Origin of the sequence: Burkholderia sp. Tr-862 (assembly GCF_011753085.1) — a bacterium.
Classification (GTDB): Bacteria; Pseudomonadota; Gammaproteobacteria; order Burkholderiales; family Burkholderiaceae; genus Burkholderia; species Burkholderia ambifaria.
Genome location: NZ_VWWG01000119.1, coordinates 1 through 20,594 on the forward strand (window position 1 = coordinate 1; position 20,594 = coordinate 20,594).

Consider the following 20,594-nt stretch of genomic DNA (forward strand, 5'->3'; position numbering starts at 1 on the left):
TCCGACTTCAGCGCGAACCGCGCGGCGTCCGCCTTCGCGCCGGCTGCCCGCGCACGCTGCGACAACGTCTGCAGCGTCACCGCGACCCGATCGGGCGGCACCGGCAGCGCGCCGTCGGTGTCCCATGAATAGTCGGCGAGCAGATGCCATTCGTCCGGCGTCAGCGACGCACCGTTGTTCAGCGCGGTCGCGAGCGTCTGCCGCACGGGGTGCGCGGCCGTCATCCCGAGCGACAGCGCCTGCATGTAGCGATCGAGATCGGCTTCGCCCGGCAGCCGCGTCACTTCGGTGCCGTCCGGGCGGAACAGGATCATCGTCGGATAGCCGTGCACCTTGAAGCGCTCACCGAGCTTCTGCGCGCTTTCGGTATCGCCGTCCAGATACACCGGCACGAAGAACGACGAGCGGGTCTTGAACGCCTGCTGGCTGAAGATCGTCGACTTCACCTGGTTGCACGACGGGCACCACACCGCGCCCCAGTACAGCAGCAACGGCTTGCCGGTGCGCTTCGCCAGCGCGAACGCGGCATCGACGTCGCCCTGCTGCCACGCGATGCCGGGCGGCAGATGCGCGCCGTCGCCCGAAGGACTCGACACGGCAGCGCCCTGCGGCGCGGGGGTGGCGAACGCCGCACCCGCGGCGGCGAACAGGCAGGCGGCAGTCAGGTTCCGGAGAACGGTTTTCATCGAGGCGGGTTCCGTTGAAAGAGACGGTTGCGGGATGCGGCGTCGCGCGACGGTCGGAGCCGGCATGTCAGCGACGGCCGGTCCATGCGTGCGAAGCGGCGAGGCAAAAACACGGCGAAACGACGAAACAACGAAAGGCGTCGACGGATGGCGCCGCGCATGCCGGAACCGGCCGCGCGCGTCGTGCAGACATCGACGCAGAAAGTCGCGACCGGCAAATCGCTCGACGATACGATTCACGCGGCCGGTTGAAAACGAACGAATTCTCGAATGGATATGACGTGCGGCATCGCCGACGTGCACTCATGCGCCGTAGGCGCAACGACGCATCGCGCTGCATGCGTCCTTCCATTACTGCCGTCCCTTGATCCGCGCCATCTGATACACCGACGCATACGCGCCGTCGCGCAGCGCGTAGTCCGGCGCCTCTCCCTCGATCCGGAAACCGTGCTTTTCATACAGCGCGATAGCCGCCGGGTTGTCGACGAATACGGTCAATTCAAGGCGCGTGACGTTCAGCCAGTTTTCGGCGAGTTCGATGGCGGCGGCCAGGAGCCGACCGCCGATGCCACGACCATGATGCGACGCATCGACCATCATCCCGAGCGACGCCGCATGACGCCGGCGCGGGTTCTGCTCCGGATGTAGCGCGAGATGGCCGACCACCGCGCCGTCGAGTTCGGCGACGAGGCTCACGCCCTGTTCGTGCAGACGTTCGAGTCGCTGCTGCCATTTCTCGTGCGACGGAAACGGTTGCTGGAGCGTGTTCATGTACACCGCGGGATGCGCGACGATTTGCCGGATCGCGTCGACGTCGTGCGTCTCGCTGTGCCGGATCGTGATATCGGTCATGACTGGGTAGAGTCGAAAGTATCGGGCCGGGGCACGTTGCCGCGCGAACGCAACAACGCATCGAGCTTATCCGATTTCACACGAATGAAACATGGTCGCAGCGCAACGCGATTCAGTTGCACGCACAACCACACCGCATCACGCCGGCTTCACGCAATCGGTAATTTCTGACCAACCCCGCCACGTAAATCGGTAATTTCCGACCAGCCCGGCATCTTCGCGGCGCGTCGCCGATTAGTTGCGCTCGCAACGTCACCGCCACCGGTACCGCACGTCATCGCGTGTCATTTCCGCATCACGTCGACGTCATCTGCGCTCCCTAGACTGGGCGCCGCCCCGCCCGGCACGCGCCGGGCACGCGTGGGCCGACATCCTGCCCCGCGCATCACGAGCGTGCGGCCAGCAGGAGCGCGACAACGGCCGACGCGCCGAAACGCACACGCATCGCCGACCGTCCCAGGGGGGACGACGCACGGGCGCAACCAGACGAAGTCACGAACGCTCCCACCATCACAGGATCAGAACGCCATGACGTCACGCCGCAAATTCCTTCAGCAAACCGCGACTTCCGGCCTCGCCGCCGCCGCGCTGTCCGCGTTTCCGCCGAGCATCCGCCGCGCGCTCGCGATTCCCGCGTTTCACGAAACGGGGACCATCAAGGACGTCAAGCACGTCGTGCTGCTGATGATGGAAAACCGCGGGTTCGACGGCTACTTCGGCACCTTCAAGGGCGTGCGCGGTTACGGCGATCGCTTCGCGGTGCCGTCGCCGAACGGCCGCGACGTGTTCCACCAGACCTACACGAAAGCGACGCCCGCGACGACCATCACGCCGTACCACCTCGATGCGCGCCAGGGCAACGCGCAGCGCGCGGGCGGCACGCCGCACACGTGGGCCGACTCTCAGGCCGCATGGGACCATGGCCGGATGAACCGCTGGCCCGACGCGAAGACACCGCTGTCGATGGGCTATTACGACGCGGCCGAAGTGCCGTTCCAGCGCGCGCTCGCCGACGCGTTCACGCTGTGCGACCACTACCACTGCGGGATGCACACGGGCACGATCGCGAACCGGCTGTTCTACTGGAGCGGCACCAACGGCCCGAACGGCATCAGCCCGGCCGACGGCAGCCGCGTGAAGCTCGCCGCGCTGAACAACCAGTTCAACGGCGGCAACGACATCGGCCCGTCGAACCAGGGCTGGACGTGGACAACCTACGCGGACCGGCTGCAGCAGGCCGGCGTGAACTGGAAGGTCTACCAGAGCCTGATCGACAACTTCGGCTGCAACGAGATGATGAGCTTTCGCCACTGGCGCGCGGCCATCGAGCAGATGCCGGCCGCACGCCGGCCCGCGTACGTCGCGTCGACGGACATCACGCAGCCGGTGACGGCGGCCGGCGCGTTCTACGATCCGGCGATCGACGATCCGTTGAGCCCGCTCGCGAAGGGTTTCGGCAACACGATGCCGTACGGCTTCCTCGAAACGTTCCGTGACGACATCCGCAACGGCACGCTGCCCGAGGTGTCGTGGATCATCCCGCCGTCCGTGTACAGCGAACATCCGGGGCCGTCGAGCCCCGCGCAGGGCGCGTGGTACGTGCAGGCGGTGCTCGACGCGCTGACCGCGAACCCGGACGTGTGGAGCAAGACCGTGCTGCTGATCAACTACGACGAGAACGACGGCTTCTTCGACCACATGCCGTCGCCGGCCGTGCCGTCGCGCAACGCGGACGGCTCGCTTGCGGGCGGCCATACGCTCGCGGCTGCCGACGTCGCCGTCGAGTACCACGACTTCGCGCCGGCCACGTCGAGCCAGCCCGCGGCCGACGGCCGTCCGTACGGTCCGGGCCCGCGTGTGCCGATGTGGGTCGTATCGCCGTGGAGCCGCGGCGGCTGGGTCAACTCGCAGGTGTTCGACCATACGTCGACGCTGCTTTTCCTCGAGAAGCGCTTCGGCGTGGTCGAGCCGCAGATCAGCGCGTATCGCCGCGCGGTGTGCGGCGACCTGACGAGCGCGTTCAACTTCCGCGCGCCGAACAACGAACCGCTGCCGACGCTCGCGGGCCGCACGACGAAAAGCCAGGTCGACGCACTGAGCGCCGCGCAGCAGGCCGCGCCGAAGATCACGCCGCCGGCCACGCCGTCGCTGCCCGCGCAGGCCACCGGTGTGCGCCCGTCGCGCGCGCTGCCGTACGAGCTGCATGCGAGCGCGCAGGTCGATGCCGGCAAGGGCACCGTCACGCTGAAGTTCGCGAACACGGGTCGCGCGGCGGCGGTGTTCCACGTCTACGACAAGCTGCACCTCGACCGCGTGCCGCGCCGCTACATCGTCGAGCCGGGCAAGGCGCTGCGCGGCGACTGGGCGGCGCTGGCCGACGACAGCGGCAAATATGACCTGTGGGTGCTCGGCCCGAACGGCTATCACCGCCGCTTCACCGGCGACCTGGCCCGGCTGGCCGGCGGGCGGGCGCCGCACCCGGAGATCCGGGTCGGCTATGCGGGCGCGAGCGGCAACCTGCATCTGCGGCTGCGCAACGACGGCGGCAGCCCAGTGCGCTTCACGGTGAAGTCGAACGAGGTGTACGGCGCACTGTCCGGCCACGGCGCGAACGACGATCGCGGCCACGGCAACGAGGACGGCAATAGCCAGGGTCACGGGCACGGCAACGACACCGGTACGACGTGGACCGTCACGGTGCGCGCCGGCGGCCAGTCGGAACTGCACTGGAAGCTCGACTCGACCGGCCACTGGTACGACTTCGTCGTCACCGCCGATAGCGACGCGAGCTTCTCGCGCCGCGTGGCCGGCCGCGTCGAAACGGGCCGCCACTCGGTCAGCGACCCGGCGATGGGGCTCGCCGACCGCTTCTGACGGCCCCCCCGCCCGCCCGGCCCGATTCCCCGGCCGGGCGGCGGGCGCGGCACGGCCCGATCCGGCTGAAACGCCCGCCCGGCGCGGCTCAAACATCAGAAGGATCGATGGTGCAGCCCTCTTTTCGGGGCCACCGAAAATGCTCCGTGTTGCGGCCCGTTCGCGTTAAACTTCGTCAAGCTGCATTCAACAACGACATCTTCGCCAATCTGGCACACACGACACGAGGATAGGTTCGATGCGCACTACCGGCTCATCCGGGGCAATGACCCTGCTCACCGAACACGACCCGGCCGACGGCCGCGAATTGCGCTCGCTCCGGCTCGAATCGACCGGCGACGGCAAGAGCGTGCTGCTGATCGAGATCGACGAACGCAAGCCCGGCATCCACCGCGAGGTCCGCTACGAGATCACGCCGGCCGAACTGATCGCGGCGATCCGCTCGCACGGCGCCGAGCTGCCCGGCGAAAACCACGGCGCCGCGTCGCTCGCCCGCACCCCTTCCTGAAGTCGAACGGTGAGCCGCGTGCAACGCCTCGGCTCACCGTTCTGCCCGCATCCCCCTGCCGCCGTCAGGCGCTTTCCGTCATTCCCCGACGCACGGTTGAAAATGGCCGATAATCGGCCCATCTGTGTAGTCTCCTCACGCGCTTCCTTTTCGGCCAGCCGTCATGCTCCGTGACCTCGTCGCCCAATACGGGCCGCTTCTCGTCTTCGCCAACGTACTTGCGGCGGCCATCGGCCTGCCCGTGCCGGCGATGCCGACGCTCGTGCTGTTCGGCGCGATGGCCGCGATGCATCCGGCGATGATCGGTTCGCAGCTCGTGACGGTGCTGGCGCTGTCGGTGCTCGGCGCGCTGATCGGCGACACCGTGTGGTACGTCGCCGGGCGGCGCTACGGCGGCACGACGCTGAAGACAATCTGCCGGCTGTCGCTGTCGCGCGATACCTGCGTGAAGAAGACCGAACGTTTCTTCGGCCGCTACGGCGTGCGCGTGCTCGCGGTCGCCCGCTTCATTCCGGGGCTGTCGCTCGTGTCGGTGCCGATGGCCGGCGCGCTCGGCACGCGCTATCGCACGTTCGCCGGCTACGATGCGCTCGGCGCCGCGCTGTGGACGATCGTCGGGCTCGTCGCGGGGGTCGTGTTCTACCGGCAGATCGACTGGCTGTTCGCCGGCGCGAGCCGGCTCGGCCGCGCGGTGCTGCTGGTGATCGTCGCGCTGCTGGCGATCTATGCGGCCGTGCGCTGGATGCGCCGCCGCGCGCTGATCCGCCAGCTCGCGACCGCGCGGATCGGCGTCGACGAGCTCGACCGCCTGCTGGGCGACGCGTCGGCGCCCGTGGTGCTCGACGTGCGTTCGCCCGAGCATCGCAAGCTCGACCCGTTCACGATTCCCGGCGCGCAATTCGCGGACGAACGGCGTATCGCCGACATCGTCGCGCGCTATCCGCTCACGCAGAAGTTCGTCGTGTATTGCTCGTGCCCGAACGAAGTGACGGCCGCGCTGATGGCCAAGCGCCTGCTCGACGCGGGCTTCACCGATGCGCTGCCGCTGCGCGGCGGCCTCGATGCCTGGCGCGACACCGGCCGCCAGCTCACGTCGCTGGTGGAAGAGATCCCCGCCGCGAACGATCCGGTGGCGGGCCTGCACAAGCCGGCCTGATCGAACTGACCGCAGGCCGGCCGCGCAAGACGGGAAATACCGCGGGGGACGTTGCATCCCCCTTCGATCAGAACGCGTGCAGCGGCAGGTTCACGACCAGGCGATACTCGCGGTTCGTCGCGTCCGAAGAGTGCATGGAACCGTTGTGCCACATCGCGATGAACGTGACCTTCGTGTCCTTCAGCTTGCCGCTCTGGAACGTGTACGACGGGATGAAGCCGAACTCGTGGTGACGGCCCTGCACCGGCGCGCCGTTGCTCCAGTAGATGCTCGACTTGCTCGGATCGTTCGCCGCACCCGCGCTGCCGTCCGCACCCCAGCCCGTCACGCCCCAGACCATCGCCTTGAAGCCCGGCAGGCCCGCTTCCTTGCCGTAGAACGTGTAACGCAGCTGCAGCGACTTTTCGTGCGGCGCGTTGTAGTCGACGTCCATCGAGTTGGTCAGGAAGATACCGTTGGTTTCGTTCAGGTAGTCGAAGAACTGGTCGCCGAGCACCTGCTGGAAGCCGAGCAGCAGCTCGTGCGGGCCGTGCTGCGCGGCCAGCGACAGGCTGTATGCGTTGTTGTCGATCTTGCCCTGCAGCGCGTCGCCGGTGTCGTGCGTCGAGTAGACGTTGCCGAAGCCCGTCCACTTGATCGTCTGCGTGCTGCCGATGCTGTGCTTCACCGACGCGTAGTACTGGTGCCACACATCGTCGGCCTGGTTCGCGTACAGCGCGACTTCGCCGTTCGGCGAGTAGTCCCACGTGCCGCCGACATACGTCAGGCGGTTGATGCGCGTGCCGCCGTACTGCGTCGTGAGGTTGGTGAGCGTCGTGTGACCGCGTGCGTCGGTCTTCGTGAAGCTGCCGGCCTCGAGCATCACGTTCTTGAATTCGTTGCTGACGATCGTCGCGCCGAGGAACGTCGGCGGCAGCGCGCGGTTGTCGTGCTGCTCCATGAACGGGTTGTCGACGGCCTGCAGGCCGTACTTGACCACCGTGTTCGAGATGCGCGCCTTGATGTCGTAAATGCCCGGGTACGCCCACGCGAGCTGGTTGCCGCCACCGCCGCCCTTCGCGATGTGCACCATGCTGCCGGCGCCCTGGCCGCCGTCGAGCTTCAGCGCCGCATACAGCGACGCGTCGAAACCGATTCCGATCAAGCCCGTCGTAAAGCCCGACTCGAAGTTCGCCATCGCGCCCTGGACCCACGCGTGGCGGTGCGGTCCGCCCTTGCTGTCGAGCACGTCCGCATAGTTGCGGAACAGGAAGTCGAGATGGCTGTCGGCAATGAAGCCCTTCGACTTCGACTGGGCCGACGGCTCGTCAGGCGGCGTGACGGCCTGGGTCGCTTCGGCGTTGATAATGGCGTTCGGGGTCGTTGCCTGCGCAACGGTCGTGCTCGCGCCGGCGGACGGCGCAGCCTGCGCAACCGTCAGCGGTGCGGGGGCCGCGTCGTCGGCGTGCGCGACGCCGGTCAGTGACACGCCCGCGAGCGCAGGCAAGCCCCATGCAAGCAGCATCTTCGATGCCGTCCCGATCGTCTTTTGCTTTTTCATCGTCATTCTCGTCTTGTGTTGATGTCGTCCACGCCGGTTGCGATCCGCTTCCAGCCCCCCGGCGAGCCCGGTTAAGGACGCGCCTTTACCCGCGGCGCGAAGGTTGTTCGCGCCGCACCCTACCCCTGTTGACCTGCCTGGTTATGTTTGCTGCGTTACTTCACGCCGCCACGCCCGCCCGGATGCACGCGACACGCGCCGCCGAGCCGTGCCGCACTTCCGGCAGCGGCACGTCCTGCGCGCACGCGTCGATCGCGACCGGGCAGCGCGTGCGAAACGCACAGCCGGACGGCGGGTTGAGCGGCGACGGCATCTCGCCCGCCAGCAGCATCGGACGGCGAGCACGCTCGCGCGCCGGCTCCGGCGTCGGCGCCGCATCGAGCAGCGCCTTCGTGTACGGGTGCTGCGGCACGCCATACACGTCATGCCGCGTGCCGAACTCCATCACGCGGCCGAGATACATCACGAGCACGCGCTGGCTGATGGCCTTCACCACCGCCAGATCGTGCGCGACGAACAGATAGGACAACGACAGGTCGCGCTGCAGATCGCGCAGCAAGTTCACGATCTGCGCCTGGATCGACACGTCGAGCGCCGAGACGGGTTCGTCGCAGATCACGAGCTTCGGCTCGCTGATCAGCGCACGCGCGATACCGACGCGCTGGCACTGCCCGCCGGAAAATTCGTGGGGATAGCGCAGCAGGTGATGCGCATTCAGGCCGACGCGTTCGAGCATCGTGATCACGCGGCGACGCACTTCGGTGCGGCCGAGGCCCGCGTGGTGCGTGACGAGCGGCTCCGCGACGATCTGCTCGATCGTCATGCGCGGATCGAGCGACGCGAGCGGATCCTGGAAGATCATCTGGACTTCGCGGCGCATCGCGGTGCCGCGCAGGTGATCCGGCGCGACGGCATCGCCGCGCCAGCGCACCGTGCCGGCCGTCATCGGCACGAGGCCGATCAGCGCGCGCGCGAGCGTCGACTTCCCGCAGCCCGACTCGCCGACGAGCCCGACCGTCTCGCCGCGCTTCACGTCGAACGACACGCCGTCGACCGCGCGCAGCGTGCCCTTCGGCGACCACGGATAGCCGCCGAGCGGCACGCGGAAATGCACCTTCAGATCCTCGACGGACAGCAGCGTGTCGCCCGTCGCGCCGGTATTGCGGTGTGCTTCGACGCTCATCGCAGACCTCCCGTCAGATCGGCCAGCGGCCGGTGGCATGCGCGCACCGCGCCCACCGCGCCATAGGTTTCGAGCGCGGGGCGCGCTGCACCACAGCGCTCCTCCGCATACGTGCAGCGTTTCGCGAATGCGCAGCCGGCCGCCGCGGTGCCGGGCATCGGCGGATTGCCGGGAATCGCGACGAGCGGCGCATCGTCCGCGTCGGTCAGGCGCGGCAGCGCGTTGAGCAGGCCGATCGTGTACGGATGCGACGGCGCCGCGAAGATCGAATCGGCCGGCGCGTATTCGACGGTGCGGCCCGCATACATGACCATCACGTCGTCCGCGAGGCCCGCGACCACGCCCATGTCGTGCGTGATCAGCACGATCGCGGTGCCGCGCTCGCGGTTCAGCTCGCGCAGCAGGTCGATGATCTGTGCCTGCACGGTCACGTCGAGCGCGGTGGTCGGCTCGTCGGCGATCAGGATTTCCGGCTCGGACAGCAGCGCCATCGCGATCATCACGCGCTGCCGCATGCCGCCGGAGAACTCGTGCGGATACATGCGGATGCGGCGTGCCGCATCGGGAATGCGCACCGACTCGAGCGCCTCGATCGCGCGCCGGGTCGCGTCCTTGCGCGACAGCTTGCGATGCAGCTGCAGCGTCTCGGTCATCTGCCGCTCGATCGTCAGGAACGGATTGAGCGACGTCATCGGATCCTGGAAGATCATCGCGATCCGGTCGCCGCGCACCGCGTTCAGCGCGCGCGTATCCATCTCGAGCAGGTTGTCGCCGCGATAGCGCGCCGTGCCCGTCGTCGTGCCGTTGCCGGCCAGCAGGCCGAGCAACGCCATCACGGTCTGGCTCTTGCCCGAGCCCGATTCGCCGACGATGCCGAGCGTCTTGCCGGCCTCGAGCGAGAACGACACGCCGCTCACGGCGTCGATCGGCGGTGCATCCTTGCGCGTGAAGCGCACGCCGAGGTTGTCGACTTCAAGTAGTGCTGCCATTTCAGCGATCCTTCGGGTCGAGCGCGTCACGCAGGCCGTCGCCAACGAAGTTCACGCAGTAAAGCGTCACGCACAGCATGACGGCCGGTGCCAGCAGGAGCCACGGCATCGATTCCAGTTTCTGCGCGCCGTCCTGGATCAGCACGCCCCAGCTCGTCATCGGTTCCTGCACGCCGAGGCCGAGGAACGACAGCACCGATTCGGTCAGCACGATGTTCGGCACCGAGACGGTCGCGTACACGACGACCACGCCGAGCAGGTTCGGCACGATGTGGCGCAGCACGATCGATGCCGGCGACACGCCGATCGCGCGCGCCGCATCGACAAACTCGCGGTTGCGCAGCGACAGCGTCTGGCCGCGCACGACGCGCGCCATGTCGATCCACGAGAACGCGCTGATGGTCAGCACGACCAGCATGAACGAGCGGCCGAACAGGGTCATCATCAGGATCGCGATCAGCAGGTACGGGATCGCGTACATCATGTCGACGATGCGCATCATCACGGAGTCGACCCGGCCGCCCGCGAAGCCGGCGGTCGCGCCCCACGCGACGCCGAACAGGCCGGACACCAGCGTGCCGAGCAGGCCGACCTCGATCGACACGCGCCCGCCGATCAGCGTGCGCACGAGCAGGTCGCGGCCCAGTTCGTCGGTGCCGAACCAGTGCTGGTTGGCGAGCGTCGGCGGCAGGCTGATCGAAGCCCAGTCGCTCGCTGCGGGATCGGCCGCGAGCAGCCACGGGCCGGCGAAGCACGCGAGCGTGATCAGCGCGAGCAGCACGAGGCTGAACACGGCCGCGCGGTTGTGAAGGAAGCGCGCGAACGCGAGCGCGAGCGGCGAGCGCGAACGCGGCGGCGAGTCGGTCTGCACGGGCAGACTGACGACGGGAGTAGTCGGGGTCATCGCAGTGCCTCGCTCAATAACGGATGCGCGGATCGAGCCACGCGTACGCGAGGTCGACCAGCAGGTTGAACAGCACCGCGAAGACGGTCGTCAGCACGACGAGGCCGAGCACCAGCGTGTAGTCGCGGTTGATCGCGCCGTTCACGACGAGCTGCCCGAGCCCCGGCAGCGCGAACACCGATTCGGTGACGACGGCCGCCGTGATCGACGTGATGCAGACCGTGCCGAACAGCGACACGACCGGCATCAGCGCGGGCTTGAGCGCGTGGCGCAGCACGATCGTCGAGCCCGGCAGGCCCTTTGCGCGCGCGGTGCGGATGTAGTTGCTCGACAGCGTCTCGATCATCGAGCCGCGCATCACGCGTGCGAGCAGCGACACGTTGATGAAGGTCAGCAGCACGATCGGCAGCAGCCGGTACTGCCAGCCGCCGTCGCCCCAGCCGCCGGCCGGCAGCCAGCCGTTGCCGGCCGACGTCTTCAGCAGGATCGCGAAGATCCAAACCAGGACCGGGCCGAGCACGAACGGCGGCACGACGTTGCCGAAGTTGCCGAGCAGCATCACGAAGCGGTCGATCAGGCTGTCGCGGCGCACGGCCGCGACGGTACCGAGCAGCACGCCGAACACGATCGAGATCGGGATCGACACGCCGCCCACGCCGAGACTCACGGGCAGCGCCTTCTTCACGAGATCGTTCACCGACCAGTCGACGTAGCGGAACGACGGGCCGAGATCGCCGCGCAGCAGCGAACCGAGATACAGCAGGTACTGCTTCCACAGCGGCTCGTCGAGGTGATACTTCGCGTTCAGGTTCGCGAGCGTCGCCACGGACAGCTGCTTCTCCGTATCGAACGGACCGCCGGGCGTGAAATGCAGCAGCAGGTAGCAGACGGTGATGACGGCGAGAATCGTCGGCACCGCCCACAACGTGCGTCTCAATGCGTAGGCCAGCATGATCGCTCCGCTCAGTGCTTGATCAGGTACATGTCCTGCGACGCACGCATGTCGATCACGTTCTTCAGCGAGTAGCCGCCCACGTACGGCTTCACGAGACGGTCGGCCGAGTACTGGAACAGCGGCACCATCGGCGTGTCGTTCATCGCCGTGTCGTGCGCCTGCGTGAGCAGCGCGGTGCGCGCCTTGTCGTCGAGCTTCTGGTTGCCTTCGTCGACGAGCGAGTCCATCTGCTTGTTGCAGTAGCCGACGGTGTTCTGCGAGCTGCCGCAGCGGATCAGGTCGAAGAAGGTCATCGCGTCGTTGTAGTCGGCGAACCAGCCGTCGCGCGCGATCTGCACCTTGCCGTCATGCCGCTCCTTCATCAGCACCTTGAACTCGACGTTCTCGAGCTTCGTGTTGATGCCAAGCTTCGTGCGCCATTCCGATGCAGTGAACAGCGCGACCTTCTTGTGCAGGTCGTTGGTGTTGTACGTGAGCGTGAACGACAGCGGCTTCGCGTCCGAATAGCCGGCCTGCTTGAGCAGATCCTTCGCGGTCGCGACACGCTTGGCCATCGGCCACGACGTCCATTCCGGCGTGAACGGCTGCGCGCCCTTCGTGCCGTTCGGCATCAGGCCGTACATCGGCTTCTCGCCGGCCTGCGTGAGCTTCGACGTCAGCACCTCGCGATCGATCACCATCGACAGCGCCTGGCGCACGCGCTTGTCCTTGAGCGCCGGGTCGCTGTTGTTCAGGTAGTAGTAGTAGGTCGCGAGCTGCAGGCCCGGGCGCAGCTCGCCGCCGAACTGCTTGCTGACCTGCTGGAAGATGCCCGACGGGATCGAGTAGCTGTAGTCGATCTGGCCGGCCTGGTACATGCGCATCGCGGTTTCGTCGCTTTCGATCGGCAGGTACGTGACCTTGTTGATCACGACCTTCGACGCGTTCCAGTACTTCGCATCCTTCGTCGCCACGATGCGGTTGTTCGGCTGCCAGTCGACGAGCTGGTATGCGCCGTTGCTGACGATGTTGCCGGGGCGCGTCCATGCGTCGCCGAACTTCGCGACGGTGTCCTTGTTCACCGGCGCGAGCGGCGCCATCGCGGTCAGCTCGGGGAAGAACGCGACGGGCACGTCGGTCGTCACTTCCAGCGTGTACGGATCGACCGCGCGCACGCCGAGCGTCGTCGGCGCGGCCTTGCCGGCGATGATGTCCTTCGAGTTCTTGATGAACTCGACGAGGATCGTGTACTTCGAGCCCGTCTTCGGATCGACGAGACGCTGCCACGAGTAGACGAAATCGGCGGCCGTCACGGGCTGGCCGTTGCTCCACTTCGCATCGTGGCGAAGCTTGAAGATCCACGTCTGCGGCGTCTTGCGCTCCCACGACTGCGCGACGCCCGGCACGACCTGGCCGGCCGCATCGATACGGGCGAGCCCTTCGAACAGATCGAGGCCGATCGTGTTGCCCGTCCAAGATTCGATGTGCGCCGGGTCGAGCGACTCGACTTCGGCGGGCACCTGGCGCGTCAGGTCCTGTTGAGGAGCGAGCGCGACGTTCGACGGAACGGTCACGGCGTGAGCGGCGGGCGTCGTCAGGGCGAGCGCGGCCAGCACGGCCGACATGGCATGCAAGGATTTCATCGTGGCAGTCTTGAGAAGGTTGTTCGGTGAGCGTCGCGCGGCGGATGCCGCGGTTACGCTTGAGACGCTGACGGGTGCAGCGATTGGGGAGGCCCGTGGTTCTCGTATTGCATCTTAGTATTCCTTACGTTTCTTTCGACAGGCATTCCGTCTCTGAAACGAAGGAATACCTGTGCGTTAGAACAGCCTCGGTGTACCGACCCAGACCACCACCGATTCGATCTTCGCGGTGTTGACCCAGCTGTGCGGGACCGTCGACTGATAGTGCGAGCTGTCGCCGGCCTGCAGGACGAACGTCTTGCCTTCCAGCGTCAGCGACACTTCCCCTTCAATCACATACAGGAATTCCTCTCCTGCATGCGTCGTTACTTCCGACCGCTTCTGCCCCGGCGGCAACCGCACGAGGATCGCCTCGAGCTGGCGCCCTTCGGACACGTTCGTCAGCCTCGCGAACAGGTTCGCCGAATCGGCGAATCCGAAGAAGCGCAACTGATCGCCTCTGCAGACCGAGCGTTCCTCGCTCGGCGTATCCACGAAGTACTGCACCGTCACGCCGAGCGCCTGTGCGATACCGGCCAGCGACGTCAGCGACGGCGACGCAAGCCCGCGCTCGACTTGAGACAGAAACGGCTTCGAAATACCCGCGGCGGTAGCGGTGTCGTCGAGCGTGCGCTTGAGTCGTTGGCGCAACGCGCGAATCTTGCTGCCCAGAGCGGCAGCGTCTGCCGATCGCGAGTTTTCAGTGGGGGAAACCATAGCAGGCCGAAAAGTGGTCGTCAAAAAATGTTTGATGGAAAGTAACTAAGTTAAATCGAGATGCCTTAATCTTCGGGTTCGCACACGTCTTCGGTGTCGAGCCCGGTGCACTAAACAGGGCACGGAGCGTGCGAAACGACGCGCTATCTTGCCAGACTCGCCGGCTTCACAGGCAAGCTGCAAGCGGCTCTCCGGGAATTTGCGGAGAACGGGCGCAGAGCTTACAAGTAAATGACGAGACAAATGTTCCTGAAAGCTGCTGCCATATTGGGAGTTTCCCTGAGTGGCGCGGACCCGACGCACCGGACCGGCAAACGTTACCATTCGCGCGCCGGTCGGGGCCGCGCGCCGCCTTATCTGGCGGAGTCCGACCCCGGCCCGGGCTAACCCGCCCGACTGCTCCATCGCCGACGCAAAGCCTACCCGGCCCCCGTGCTACGGCGCCAGTTCGACCCCAAGGCGACGCGCGATCCGCGCCGTCCGTTTCAAACGAGATTGATGATGCACGCACCTGTTTCACAAACCCGATCGTTTACGACGGTCTTCCTCATCGAAATGTGGGAGCGCTTCGGCTACTACGGCATGGCCGCGCTTCTGGTCCTCTTCATGGTCGACCGGCTCGGTTTCACCGACAGCCATGCGAACCTGACCTGGGGCGCGTTTACCGCGCTCGTCTACGCGTCGCCGTCGATCGGCGGCTGGATCGGCGACAAGGTGCTCGGCGCCCGTCGCACGATGATCATCGGCGCGGCCGTGCTGTGCGCCGGCTACCTGATGCTGGCGGTTCCGAACGACGCGCTGGCGTACATGTACGCATCGCTCGGCGTGATCGTCGTCGGCAACGGCCTGTTCAAGGCCAACGCGGCGAACCTCGTGCGCCGCATCTACGAAGGCGACGACGCGCGCATCGACAGCGCATTCACGATCTACTACATGGCGGTCAACATCGGCTCGACCGTGTCGATGCTCGCGACGCCGTGGATCAAGGATCACTGGGGCTGGCACACCGCATTCGCGGTCTGCTGCGGCGGCATGCTGCTCGCGATCCTGAACTTCATGCTGATGCACCGCACGCTCGCGCACATCGGCTCGCAGCCCGACGACGAACCGATCCGCTGGAAGCGCCTCGGCGGCGTGGCGGCAGGCGGCGTCGCGCTCGCGCTGATCACGCTGTACGTGCTGCAGCACAAGCAGCTCGCGGTCGCGAGCGTGTGGACGGCCGCGTTCGCGATTCTGGCAATCTTCGCGTACATGATCGCGAAGTCGGAGCGTTCGGAGCGGGCCGGCCTGATCGCGGCACTGGTGCTGATCGGCCAGGTGATCCTGTTCTTCATCTTCTACGTGCAGATGTCGACGTCGCTGACGCTGTTCGCGCTGCGCAACGTCGATCCGCGCTTCATCCTGTTCGGCACGACGCTGTTCACGTGGAGCGCCGCGCAGTTCCAGGCACTGAACCCGATCTGGATCATGATGCTGAGCCCGCTGCTCGTGTGGATCTACAACGCGTTCTCGAAGAGCGGCCGTGACCTGCCGGTCGCGGCGAAATACGCATTCGGCTTCGGCGCGGTGGCGGCCGGCTACCTGGTGTTCACGATCAGCGGCCGCTACGCGGTGGACGGTCGCGTGTCGTCGTGGTTCATGGTGTGGGGCTACGGCCTCTACTCGCTCGGCGAACTGCTGGTGAGCGGCCTCGGCCTCGCGATGATCGCCCGCTACGTGCCGGCGCGCATGAGCGGCTTCATGATGGGCGCGTATTTCGTCGCGACGGGTGTGTCGCAGTATCTCGGCAGCGTCGTCGCGAACTTCGCGCAGATGCCGTCGCACGACCTGCCGGCCACCGAATCGCTGCCGCTCTACCTGTCGCTGTTCGAGAAGCTCGGCTGGCTCGCCGCGATCGGCATGCTGCTGGCGCTGCTGCTGCTGCCGATGATGAACCGCCTGTCGCGCCAGCATCAGCGCTGCACGGACGAGCGCCGCGAGGAAGAAGCGGTGCAGGCGCAGGCTATGGCCTCGGCTCAGTAAGTACTATCCCTCGGCGTGCGGCATGCACGCCACATTCTCCCGCCGGCGCGGCCAGCACGTCCTACACTGGTTGCAACGGCGCATCCGTTCCATCGCGATGCGCACTGGCGGGAGAAGATCATGAAAAGCAAAACGACTCGGCTCTTGAGGATACTGTCGGACATCCGGCACGCGCAGCGCTGCACCGCATTGCGCGCCGCCCGGGCCGCGGCCGAAGCCGACGCGGTGCTCGCGCAGCAGGACGATCCGAAGTCCGACGAACGCGACGACGCCGAATCCGACGACGCGACGGCGGCCCCCCGCTCCCGCATCGGCTCACCTCACTGAGCGCCCCGACGCCGCGCGGCCCCTTGCGCGCCGCCTGCGCGCGCTCCCGCGCCGCTCATGCGGCCGCGCCACGCCAGCGTGCGAACCACGATCCCGACCCGGCCACGGCCATCATCAGCCCGACCGCGCAAGCGTCGGCCGCGAGGCCCACGCCGATATGCCGCAGCTCGGCGCCGTTCGCGACCGGATGCAGCAGCGAATCGATGACGAGCGAGATCGCCGCGCCCGCGACGAAGCAGATCAAGCCGCGCCGGCCAACCGCGACCACGGGCCGCACGGCTTGCGCAATGCGCGCGATCCAGCCGTAGCGTACGCAGTCGGCCATCAGCCACGCGAGCGCCGCGAAGCTCACGATGCGCGGCAGCGCGAGATCGCGCTTGAGCACGCCTTCCGGCACCGGTAGCCCCGAGAACAGCTTGTAGCTCGCGCAGCCGAGCACGATCGCGCACGCGACGCCGGTCGCCGCGGCGCTCCAGCGCCCGAGCGCGACGTGCCGGTAGAACGGCTGGCTGCGCGCGAGCACGCCGCCGACGAACATCAGCTGCCAAGCAAACGGGTTGAAGCTCCAGCGGAACGCATCGGTGTCCAGCAGTTCGGGGCCGAGCCAGCCGGCCGCGAGCCACGACGCCGCGCTGAACGCGACGAGCAGCCACGGGTGGCGGCGCGCGAACGGCACGACGACCGGCGACGCGAGCGCGAACAGCACGTACATCGGCAGCACCGACGCGAGATACGGCTGGCGCTGGAACGTGAGCAGCTCGGCTGCGCCCGTGAGCGGCGACGCGAGCATCACGCTGACGTCGTCGAGCGCGAGGTTCGGCGCGTCGATCCCGTAATGGTCGAGCACGGCGGACACGATGAGCATCAGCGTCGACGTCGCGAGAAACGCGCGATAGATCTGCATCGCGCGGTGCACGAACCGCCGCTGCGCGGCGCGCGCGCCGTGCCGGTCGGCGATCGCGCCGTAGGCGCTCGCGGTCGCGAAGCCGCCGAGGAACACGAACACCTCGGCCGCGTCGCACAGCGCGAACGCGTGCAGCGTCACGCGCGACAGCACGCTCGCACTGATGTGATCGACGACGATCATCAGCAGCACGATCCCGCGGAAGAAATCGACTTCGATCAGGCGGCCGCCGCGCGCCGGCGGAGCGGGGGTGGCGGGCGACATGCTCAGCGACATGGCCGCACCTGCGCGAGGACGGCGCGGCACGCACCGGTGGAGAATTCGGAAGGGAGAAGGCGAAGCCGAGCAGCGGCGATACGCGTATGCTCGCATCGCGCCAGCCCGGCCGGCCCGGCACGGAGATGACCGTTCATGGAAAAGCCGCATACGAAGAGAAGACGGTCAGATCAGTCTAGCGGCCGGTCGGGGGATACCCTAAGTAACAAAATGCAACGGAATCTTCTGTTCGATTACACGCGTGACAGCGACGAGTCGAAGCTGGCGACGCGGCCAGCGTGACGTCAGTGCGTCGCCAGTTCGACGCCAGGATCGCGGGATTCGACGCGACGAACGCGCGACGCGCAGCCCTTTTCCGCGCCGCCGTCGTGCCGCGGGAGATGACGCTGACCGACGCTCAGCGACGCGCGGGCAGGCGCCGCATCAGCATCGCGCTGTGCCACGCGGTCAGCGCGACGGCGACCCAGATCGGCCCGTACGTCGCGAGCTGCGCGACGCTCAGCGTCTCGCCGAGCAGCAGCAGCGACACCGCGACGAGCAGCACGGGCTCGACGTAGCCGAGGATGCCGAACAGCGCCATCGGCAGCATCCGGCTCGCCTTCAGGTAGCTCGCGAGCGCGAGGGTGCTGAGCACGCCGAGCCCCGGCAGCAGCACGGCCCACAGCAGCGGATGGCTGGCGACGGACGTCGGGCTCGTCGACACCATCGCGAGCGCAACCGGACACAGCAGCATGATCTCGACCGCGAACGCGACCAGCGAATCGGCGTTGATCCGGCGGCGCAGCACGAAATACGGCGGATAGCCGAGTGCGACGACGAGCGTCGGCCACGCGAACGCGCGCGTCGCCCACACCTCGTGCGCGACGCCGAGCGCCGCGAAGGCGACCGCCGCCCATTGCAGCGGATCGAGCCGTTCGTGATAGTAGAAGCGGCCGACGAGCACCATCGTCAGCGGCAGCAGGAAATAGCCGAGCGACACTTCGAGCATGCGCCCGTGCAGCGGCGCCCACAGGAACAGCCACAGCTGCAAGCCGAGCAGCGCCGCGCTCACCGGCAGCGCGATCAGCAGGCGCCAGTCGCGCACGCTGCGTCGGACCAGCTCGACGAGCGCGGGCCAGCGGCCGCGCAGCGCGATCAGCGCGAGCGCGCCCGGCGCGGTCCACACGATGCGCCACGCGAAGATGTCGAGCCCCGTGAGCGGCGCGAGCAGTTTCGCGTAAGCGGACATCAGCGCGAATAGCGTCGACGCCAGCACCGACAGCACGATGCCGCGCCCGGCCTCCGGATACCCCGTCATGTTGTTTTCGCCTTACTGCTGCTGGAAGCGATCGAAGCGCCTTTCGATCAGACGTTCTTCGAACGTGACCTCGGTCACGCGTGCGGCCGGCGGCCCGTGGCGCAGCCACGCGAGCATCCGGTCGATCTGCGCGCCGGGCCCCTGGATCATCGCCTCGACGCTGCCGTCCTCGAGATTCGCGACCCAGCCGCGCAGCTTCAGCGCATGCGCCTCGCGCACCGTCGCGTGACGGAAGCCGACGCCCTGCACGACGCCGCGCACCCGCACGTAGTAGGTCTCGATCCGTTCGTCCAGTTCATTGCGGCTCATCGCGTCGCCCTCCTGTTGCATTCAAGCCCGGCATTGTAGTCGCGTCGGCCGCTTCCTACACGCGCCCGGCAGGCCGGCCATCAGTCGCCGTCCGGTGCGGCCGCCCGCGCGGCGCTCGCGTCGCCGGGCGCGCCGACCACGTACAATCTCGCCGACGCACAACCGCCGCGCCGCCCGCGCGCGGCCCTGAAGGAAACGCATGACTGATACCTCCCGCGATCTCGTTCTCGTCACCGGCGCGTCCGGTTTCGTCGGCTCGGCCGTCGCACGCATCGCGCAGCAGAAAGGCTATGCGGTGCGCGTGCTGGTGCGCCCGACCAGCCCGCGCACGAACGTCGCGGATCTCGACGCCGAGATCGTCACCGGCGACATGCGCGACGAGACGTCGATGCGCGCCGCGCTGCGCGGCGTGCGCTACCTGCTGCACGTAGCGGCCGACTACCGGCTGTGGGCGCCGGATCCGGACGAGATCGAGCGCGCGAACCTCGAAGGCGCGGTCGCGACGATGCGCGCGGCGCGTGCCGAAGGCGTCGAGCGGATCGTCTACACGAGCAGCGTCGCGACGCTGAAGGTCACGAGCGCCGGCGATCCGTCCGACGAAAACCGGCCGCTGACCGCCGAGCAGGCGATCGGCGTGTACAAGCGCAGCAAGGTGCTGGCCGAGCGCGCGGTCGAGCGCATGATCGCCGACGAAGGGCTGCCGGCCGTGATCGTCAACCCGTCGACGCCGATCGGCCCGCGCGACGTGAAGCCGACGCCGACCGGCCGCATCATCGTCGAGGCCGCGCTCGGCAAGATTCCCGCGTTCGTCGATACCGGCCTGAACCTCGTGCACGTCGACGACGTCGCGCACGGCCACTTCCTCGCGCTCGAGCGCGGCCGGATCGGCGAGCGCTACATCCTCGGCGGCGAGAACCTGCCGCTGCAGCAGATGCTGGCCGACATCGCGCAGATGACGGGCCGCAATGCGCCGACGATCGCGCTGCCGCGCTGGCCGCTCTACCCGCTCGCGCTCGGCGCGGAGGCCGTCGCGAAGTTCACGAAGAAGGAACCGTTCGTGACCGTCGACGGGCTGCGGATGTCGAAGAACAAGATGTATTTCACGTCCGCGAAGGCCGAGCGCGAGCTCGGCTACCGCGCGCGTCCGTACCGCGAAGGGCTGCGCGACGCGCTCGACTGGTTCGGCTCGGCGGGCTACCTGAAATAGCACAGTGCGGCGTGTTTCACGCCGCTTTGCGCACTTTGTTACACGTCGCTGACGGACCGGCACCGGCGCAGCGGTTAAAATCGCGGGTCTTACGCAGAGAAGACACGCATGAACCTGAACGATCAGATCGATTCGCTCAACGCGGGCGTCGATCAGCTGCTCCACGATCACCACGCCGCGCAGCAGGCGGCACGCAGCGCGGAAGCGTTCGCGCGCGCCGCCGCGGC

Annotated in this window: 18 protein-coding genes; 6 read left to right on the forward strand and 12 right to left on the reverse strand. The window is 67.5% G+C overall.

Annotated features, from left to right (window positions below):
• Both F3J14_RS25010 and F3J14_RS25015 read right to left on the reverse strand, forming a co-directional pair.
• The coding region (locus F3J14_RS25010; RefSeq protein ID WP_166725264.1) for a thioredoxin family protein at window positions 1-686 on the reverse strand (686 nt) is incomplete at its 3' end.
• 351 nt (window positions 687-1,037) lie between these two features.
• On the reverse strand, window positions 1,038-1,538 hold the full coding sequence (locus F3J14_RS25015) for a GNAT family N-acetyltransferase (protein WP_105784677.1): 501 nt from the start codon (window positions 1,536-1,538) through the stop codon (window positions 1,038-1,040).
• A gap of 528 nt (window positions 1,539-2,066) precedes the next feature.
• Between F3J14_RS25015 and F3J14_RS25020 the strand changes: the two genes are divergently transcribed.
• From F3J14_RS25020 to F3J14_RS25030, 3 genes are all read left to right on the forward strand, one after another.
• Window positions 2,067-4,412: a phospholipase C, phosphocholine-specific gene (locus F3J14_RS25020; RefSeq protein WP_166725265.1), complete on the forward strand. Its 2,346-nt coding sequence runs from the start codon at window positions 2,067-2,069 to the stop codon at window positions 4,410-4,412.
• A 238-nt stretch (window positions 4,413-4,650) separates the two neighbouring features.
• Window positions 4,651-4,920, forward strand: a complete 270-nt coding sequence (locus F3J14_RS25025) for a hypothetical protein (protein ID WP_040138862.1) — start codon at window positions 4,651-4,653, stop codon at window positions 4,918-4,920.
• A 163-nt stretch (window positions 4,921-5,083) separates the two neighbouring features.
• Complete coding sequence (locus F3J14_RS25030; protein WP_166725266.1) at window positions 5,084-6,076, forward strand: DedA family protein/thiosulfate sulfurtransferase GlpE; 993 nt, start codon at window positions 5,084-5,086, stop codon at window positions 6,074-6,076.
• 67 nt (window positions 6,077-6,143) lie between these two features.
• Here F3J14_RS25030 and F3J14_RS25035 read toward each other — a convergent pair whose 3' ends face one another.
• The 7 genes from F3J14_RS25035 to F3J14_RS25065 all read right to left on the reverse strand — a co-directional run bounded on the left by F3J14_RS25035 (window position 6,144) and on the right by F3J14_RS25065 (window position 14,025).
• Window positions 6,144-7,616, reverse strand: coding sequence for an OprD family outer membrane porin (locus F3J14_RS25035; RefSeq protein WP_166725267.1), 1,473 nt, complete (start codon window positions 7,614-7,616; stop codon window positions 6,144-6,146).
• Between the two features lie 160 nt (window positions 7,617-7,776).
• Window positions 7,777-8,799, reverse strand: coding sequence for an oligopeptide/dipeptide ABC transporter ATP-binding protein (locus tag F3J14_RS25040; RefSeq protein ID WP_166725268.1), 1,023 nt, complete (start codon window positions 8,797-8,799; stop codon window positions 7,777-7,779).
• A complete protein-coding gene (locus F3J14_RS25045) occupies window positions 8,796-9,788 on the reverse strand; it encodes an ABC transporter ATP-binding protein (RefSeq protein WP_166725269.1) in 993 nt (330 codons plus the stop codon). Before F3J14_RS25045 ends, F3J14_RS25040 begins: the two co-directional genes overlap by 4 nt.
• A 1-nt stretch (window position 9,789) precedes the next feature.
• Window positions 9,790-10,692, reverse strand: a complete 903-nt coding sequence (locus F3J14_RS25050) for an ABC transporter permease subunit (protein WP_166725270.1) — start codon at window positions 10,690-10,692, stop codon at window positions 9,790-9,792.
• Between the two features lie 13 nt (window positions 10,693-10,705).
• Entirely contained in the window at window positions 10,706-11,644 is a 939-nt protein-coding gene (locus F3J14_RS25055) for an ABC transporter permease subunit (protein WP_166725271.1), read from the reverse strand.
• Between the two features lie 11 nt (window positions 11,645-11,655).
• Complete coding sequence (locus tag F3J14_RS25060; RefSeq protein WP_166725272.1) at window positions 11,656-13,269, reverse strand: peptide ABC transporter substrate-binding protein; 1,614 nt, start codon at window positions 13,267-13,269, stop codon at window positions 11,656-11,658.
• 177 nt (window positions 13,270-13,446) lie between these two features.
• Window positions 13,447-14,025: a cupin domain-containing protein gene (locus F3J14_RS25065; protein WP_166725273.1), complete on the reverse strand. Its 579-nt coding sequence runs from the start codon at window positions 14,023-14,025 to the stop codon at window positions 13,447-13,449.
• A gap of 498 nt (window positions 14,026-14,523) precedes the next feature.
• Here F3J14_RS25065 and F3J14_RS25070 point away from each other — a divergent pair, with 498 nt between their 5' ends.
• Complete coding sequence (locus F3J14_RS25070; RefSeq protein ID WP_041490113.1) at window positions 14,524-16,047, forward strand: oligopeptide:H+ symporter; 1,524 nt, start codon at window positions 14,524-14,526, stop codon at window positions 16,045-16,047.
• Window positions 16,048-16,167: 120 nt separating this feature from the next.
• On the forward strand, window positions 16,168-16,374 hold the full coding sequence (locus tag F3J14_RS25075; protein WP_166725274.1) for a hypothetical protein: 207 nt from the start codon (window positions 16,168-16,170) through the stop codon (window positions 16,372-16,374).
• A gap of 55 nt (window positions 16,375-16,429) precedes the next feature.
• On the opposite strand, the gene F3J14_RS25080 is transcribed toward F3J14_RS25075, so the two are convergent.
• From F3J14_RS25080 to F3J14_RS25090, 3 genes are all read right to left on the reverse strand, one after another.
• Window positions 16,430-17,554, reverse strand: coding sequence for an OpgC domain-containing protein (locus tag F3J14_RS25080; protein ID WP_166725275.1), 1,125 nt, complete (start codon window positions 17,552-17,554; stop codon window positions 16,430-16,432).
• A 397-nt stretch (window positions 17,555-17,951) separates the two neighbouring features.
• Window positions 17,952-18,851, reverse strand: coding sequence for an EamA family transporter RarD (gene rarD, locus F3J14_RS25085; protein ID WP_166725276.1), 900 nt, complete (start codon window positions 18,849-18,851; stop codon window positions 17,952-17,954).
• A gap of 12 nt (window positions 18,852-18,863) precedes the next feature.
• Entirely contained in the window at window positions 18,864-19,160 is a 297-nt protein-coding gene (locus tag F3J14_RS25090; protein WP_041491699.1) for an acylphosphatase, read from the reverse strand.
• Between the two features lie 199 nt (window positions 19,161-19,359).
• On the opposite strand from F3J14_RS25090, the gene hpnA reads away from it, so the two are divergent.
• Complete coding sequence (gene hpnA / locus F3J14_RS25095; RefSeq protein WP_166725277.1) at window positions 19,360-20,367, forward strand: hopanoid-associated sugar epimerase; 1,008 nt, start codon at window positions 19,360-19,362, stop codon at window positions 20,365-20,367.
• The last annotated feature ends 227 nt before the right edge of the window (window positions 20,368-20,594 follow it).

What these genes read in the sequence shown, in the direction of transcription:
- F3J14_RS25015 (WP_105784677.1), bottom strand. Translation starts at nt 1,538, where the DNA reads ATGACCGATATCACGATCCGGCACAGCGAGACGCACGACGTCGACGCG.
- F3J14_RS25020 (WP_166725265.1), top strand. Translation starts at nt 2,067, where the DNA reads ATGACGTCACGCCGCAAATTCCTTCAGCAAACCGCGACTTCCGGCCTC.
- F3J14_RS25025 (WP_040138862.1), top strand. Translation starts at nt 4,651, where the DNA reads ATGCGCACTACCGGCTCATCCGGGGCAATGACCCTGCTCACCGAACAC.
- F3J14_RS25030 (WP_166725266.1), top strand. Translation starts at nt 5,084, where the DNA reads ATGCTCCGTGACCTCGTCGCCCAATACGGGCCGCTTCTCGTCTTCGCC.
- F3J14_RS25035 (WP_166725267.1), bottom strand. Translation starts at nt 7,616, where the DNA reads ATGAAAAAGCAAAAGACGATCGGGACGGCATCGAAGATGCTGCTTGCA.
- F3J14_RS25040 (WP_166725268.1), bottom strand. Translation starts at nt 8,799, where the DNA reads ATGAGCGTCGAAGCACACCGCAATACCGGCGCGACGGGCGACACGCTG.
- F3J14_RS25045 (WP_166725269.1), bottom strand. Translation starts at nt 9,788, where the DNA reads ATGGCAGCACTACTTGAAGTCGACAACCTCGGCGTGCGCTTCACGCGC.
- F3J14_RS25050 (WP_166725270.1), bottom strand. Translation starts at nt 10,692, where the DNA reads ATGACCCCGACTACTCCCGTCGTCAGTCTGCCCGTGCAGACCGACTCG.
- F3J14_RS25055 (WP_166725271.1), bottom strand. Translation starts at nt 11,644, where the DNA reads ATGCTGGCCTACGCATTGAGACGCACGTTGTGGGCGGTGCCGACGATT.
- F3J14_RS25060 (WP_166725272.1), bottom strand. Translation starts at nt 13,269, where the DNA reads ATGAAATCCTTGCATGCCATGTCGGCCGTGCTGGCCGCGCTCGCCCTG.
- F3J14_RS25065 (WP_166725273.1), bottom strand. Translation starts at nt 14,025, where the DNA reads ATGGTTTCCCCCACTGAAAACTCGCGATCGGCAGACGCTGCCGCTCTG.
- F3J14_RS25070 (WP_041490113.1), top strand. Translation starts at nt 14,524, where the DNA reads ATGATGCACGCACCTGTTTCACAAACCCGATCGTTTACGACGGTCTTC.
- F3J14_RS25075 (WP_166725274.1), top strand. Translation starts at nt 16,168, where the DNA reads ATGAAAAGCAAAACGACTCGGCTCTTGAGGATACTGTCGGACATCCGG.
- F3J14_RS25080 (WP_166725275.1), bottom strand. Translation starts at nt 17,554, where the DNA reads ATGTCGCTGAGCATGTCGCCCGCCACCCCCGCTCCGCCGGCGCGCGGC.
- rarD (WP_166725276.1), bottom strand. Translation starts at nt 18,851, where the DNA reads ATGACGGGGTATCCGGAGGCCGGGCGCGGCATCGTGCTGTCGGTGCTG.
- F3J14_RS25090 (WP_041491699.1), bottom strand. Translation starts at nt 19,160, where the DNA reads ATGAGCCGCAATGAACTGGACGAACGGATCGAGACCTACTACGTGCGG.
- hpnA (WP_166725277.1), top strand. Translation starts at nt 19,360, where the DNA reads ATGACTGATACCTCCCGCGATCTCGTTCTCGTCACCGGCGCGTCCGGT.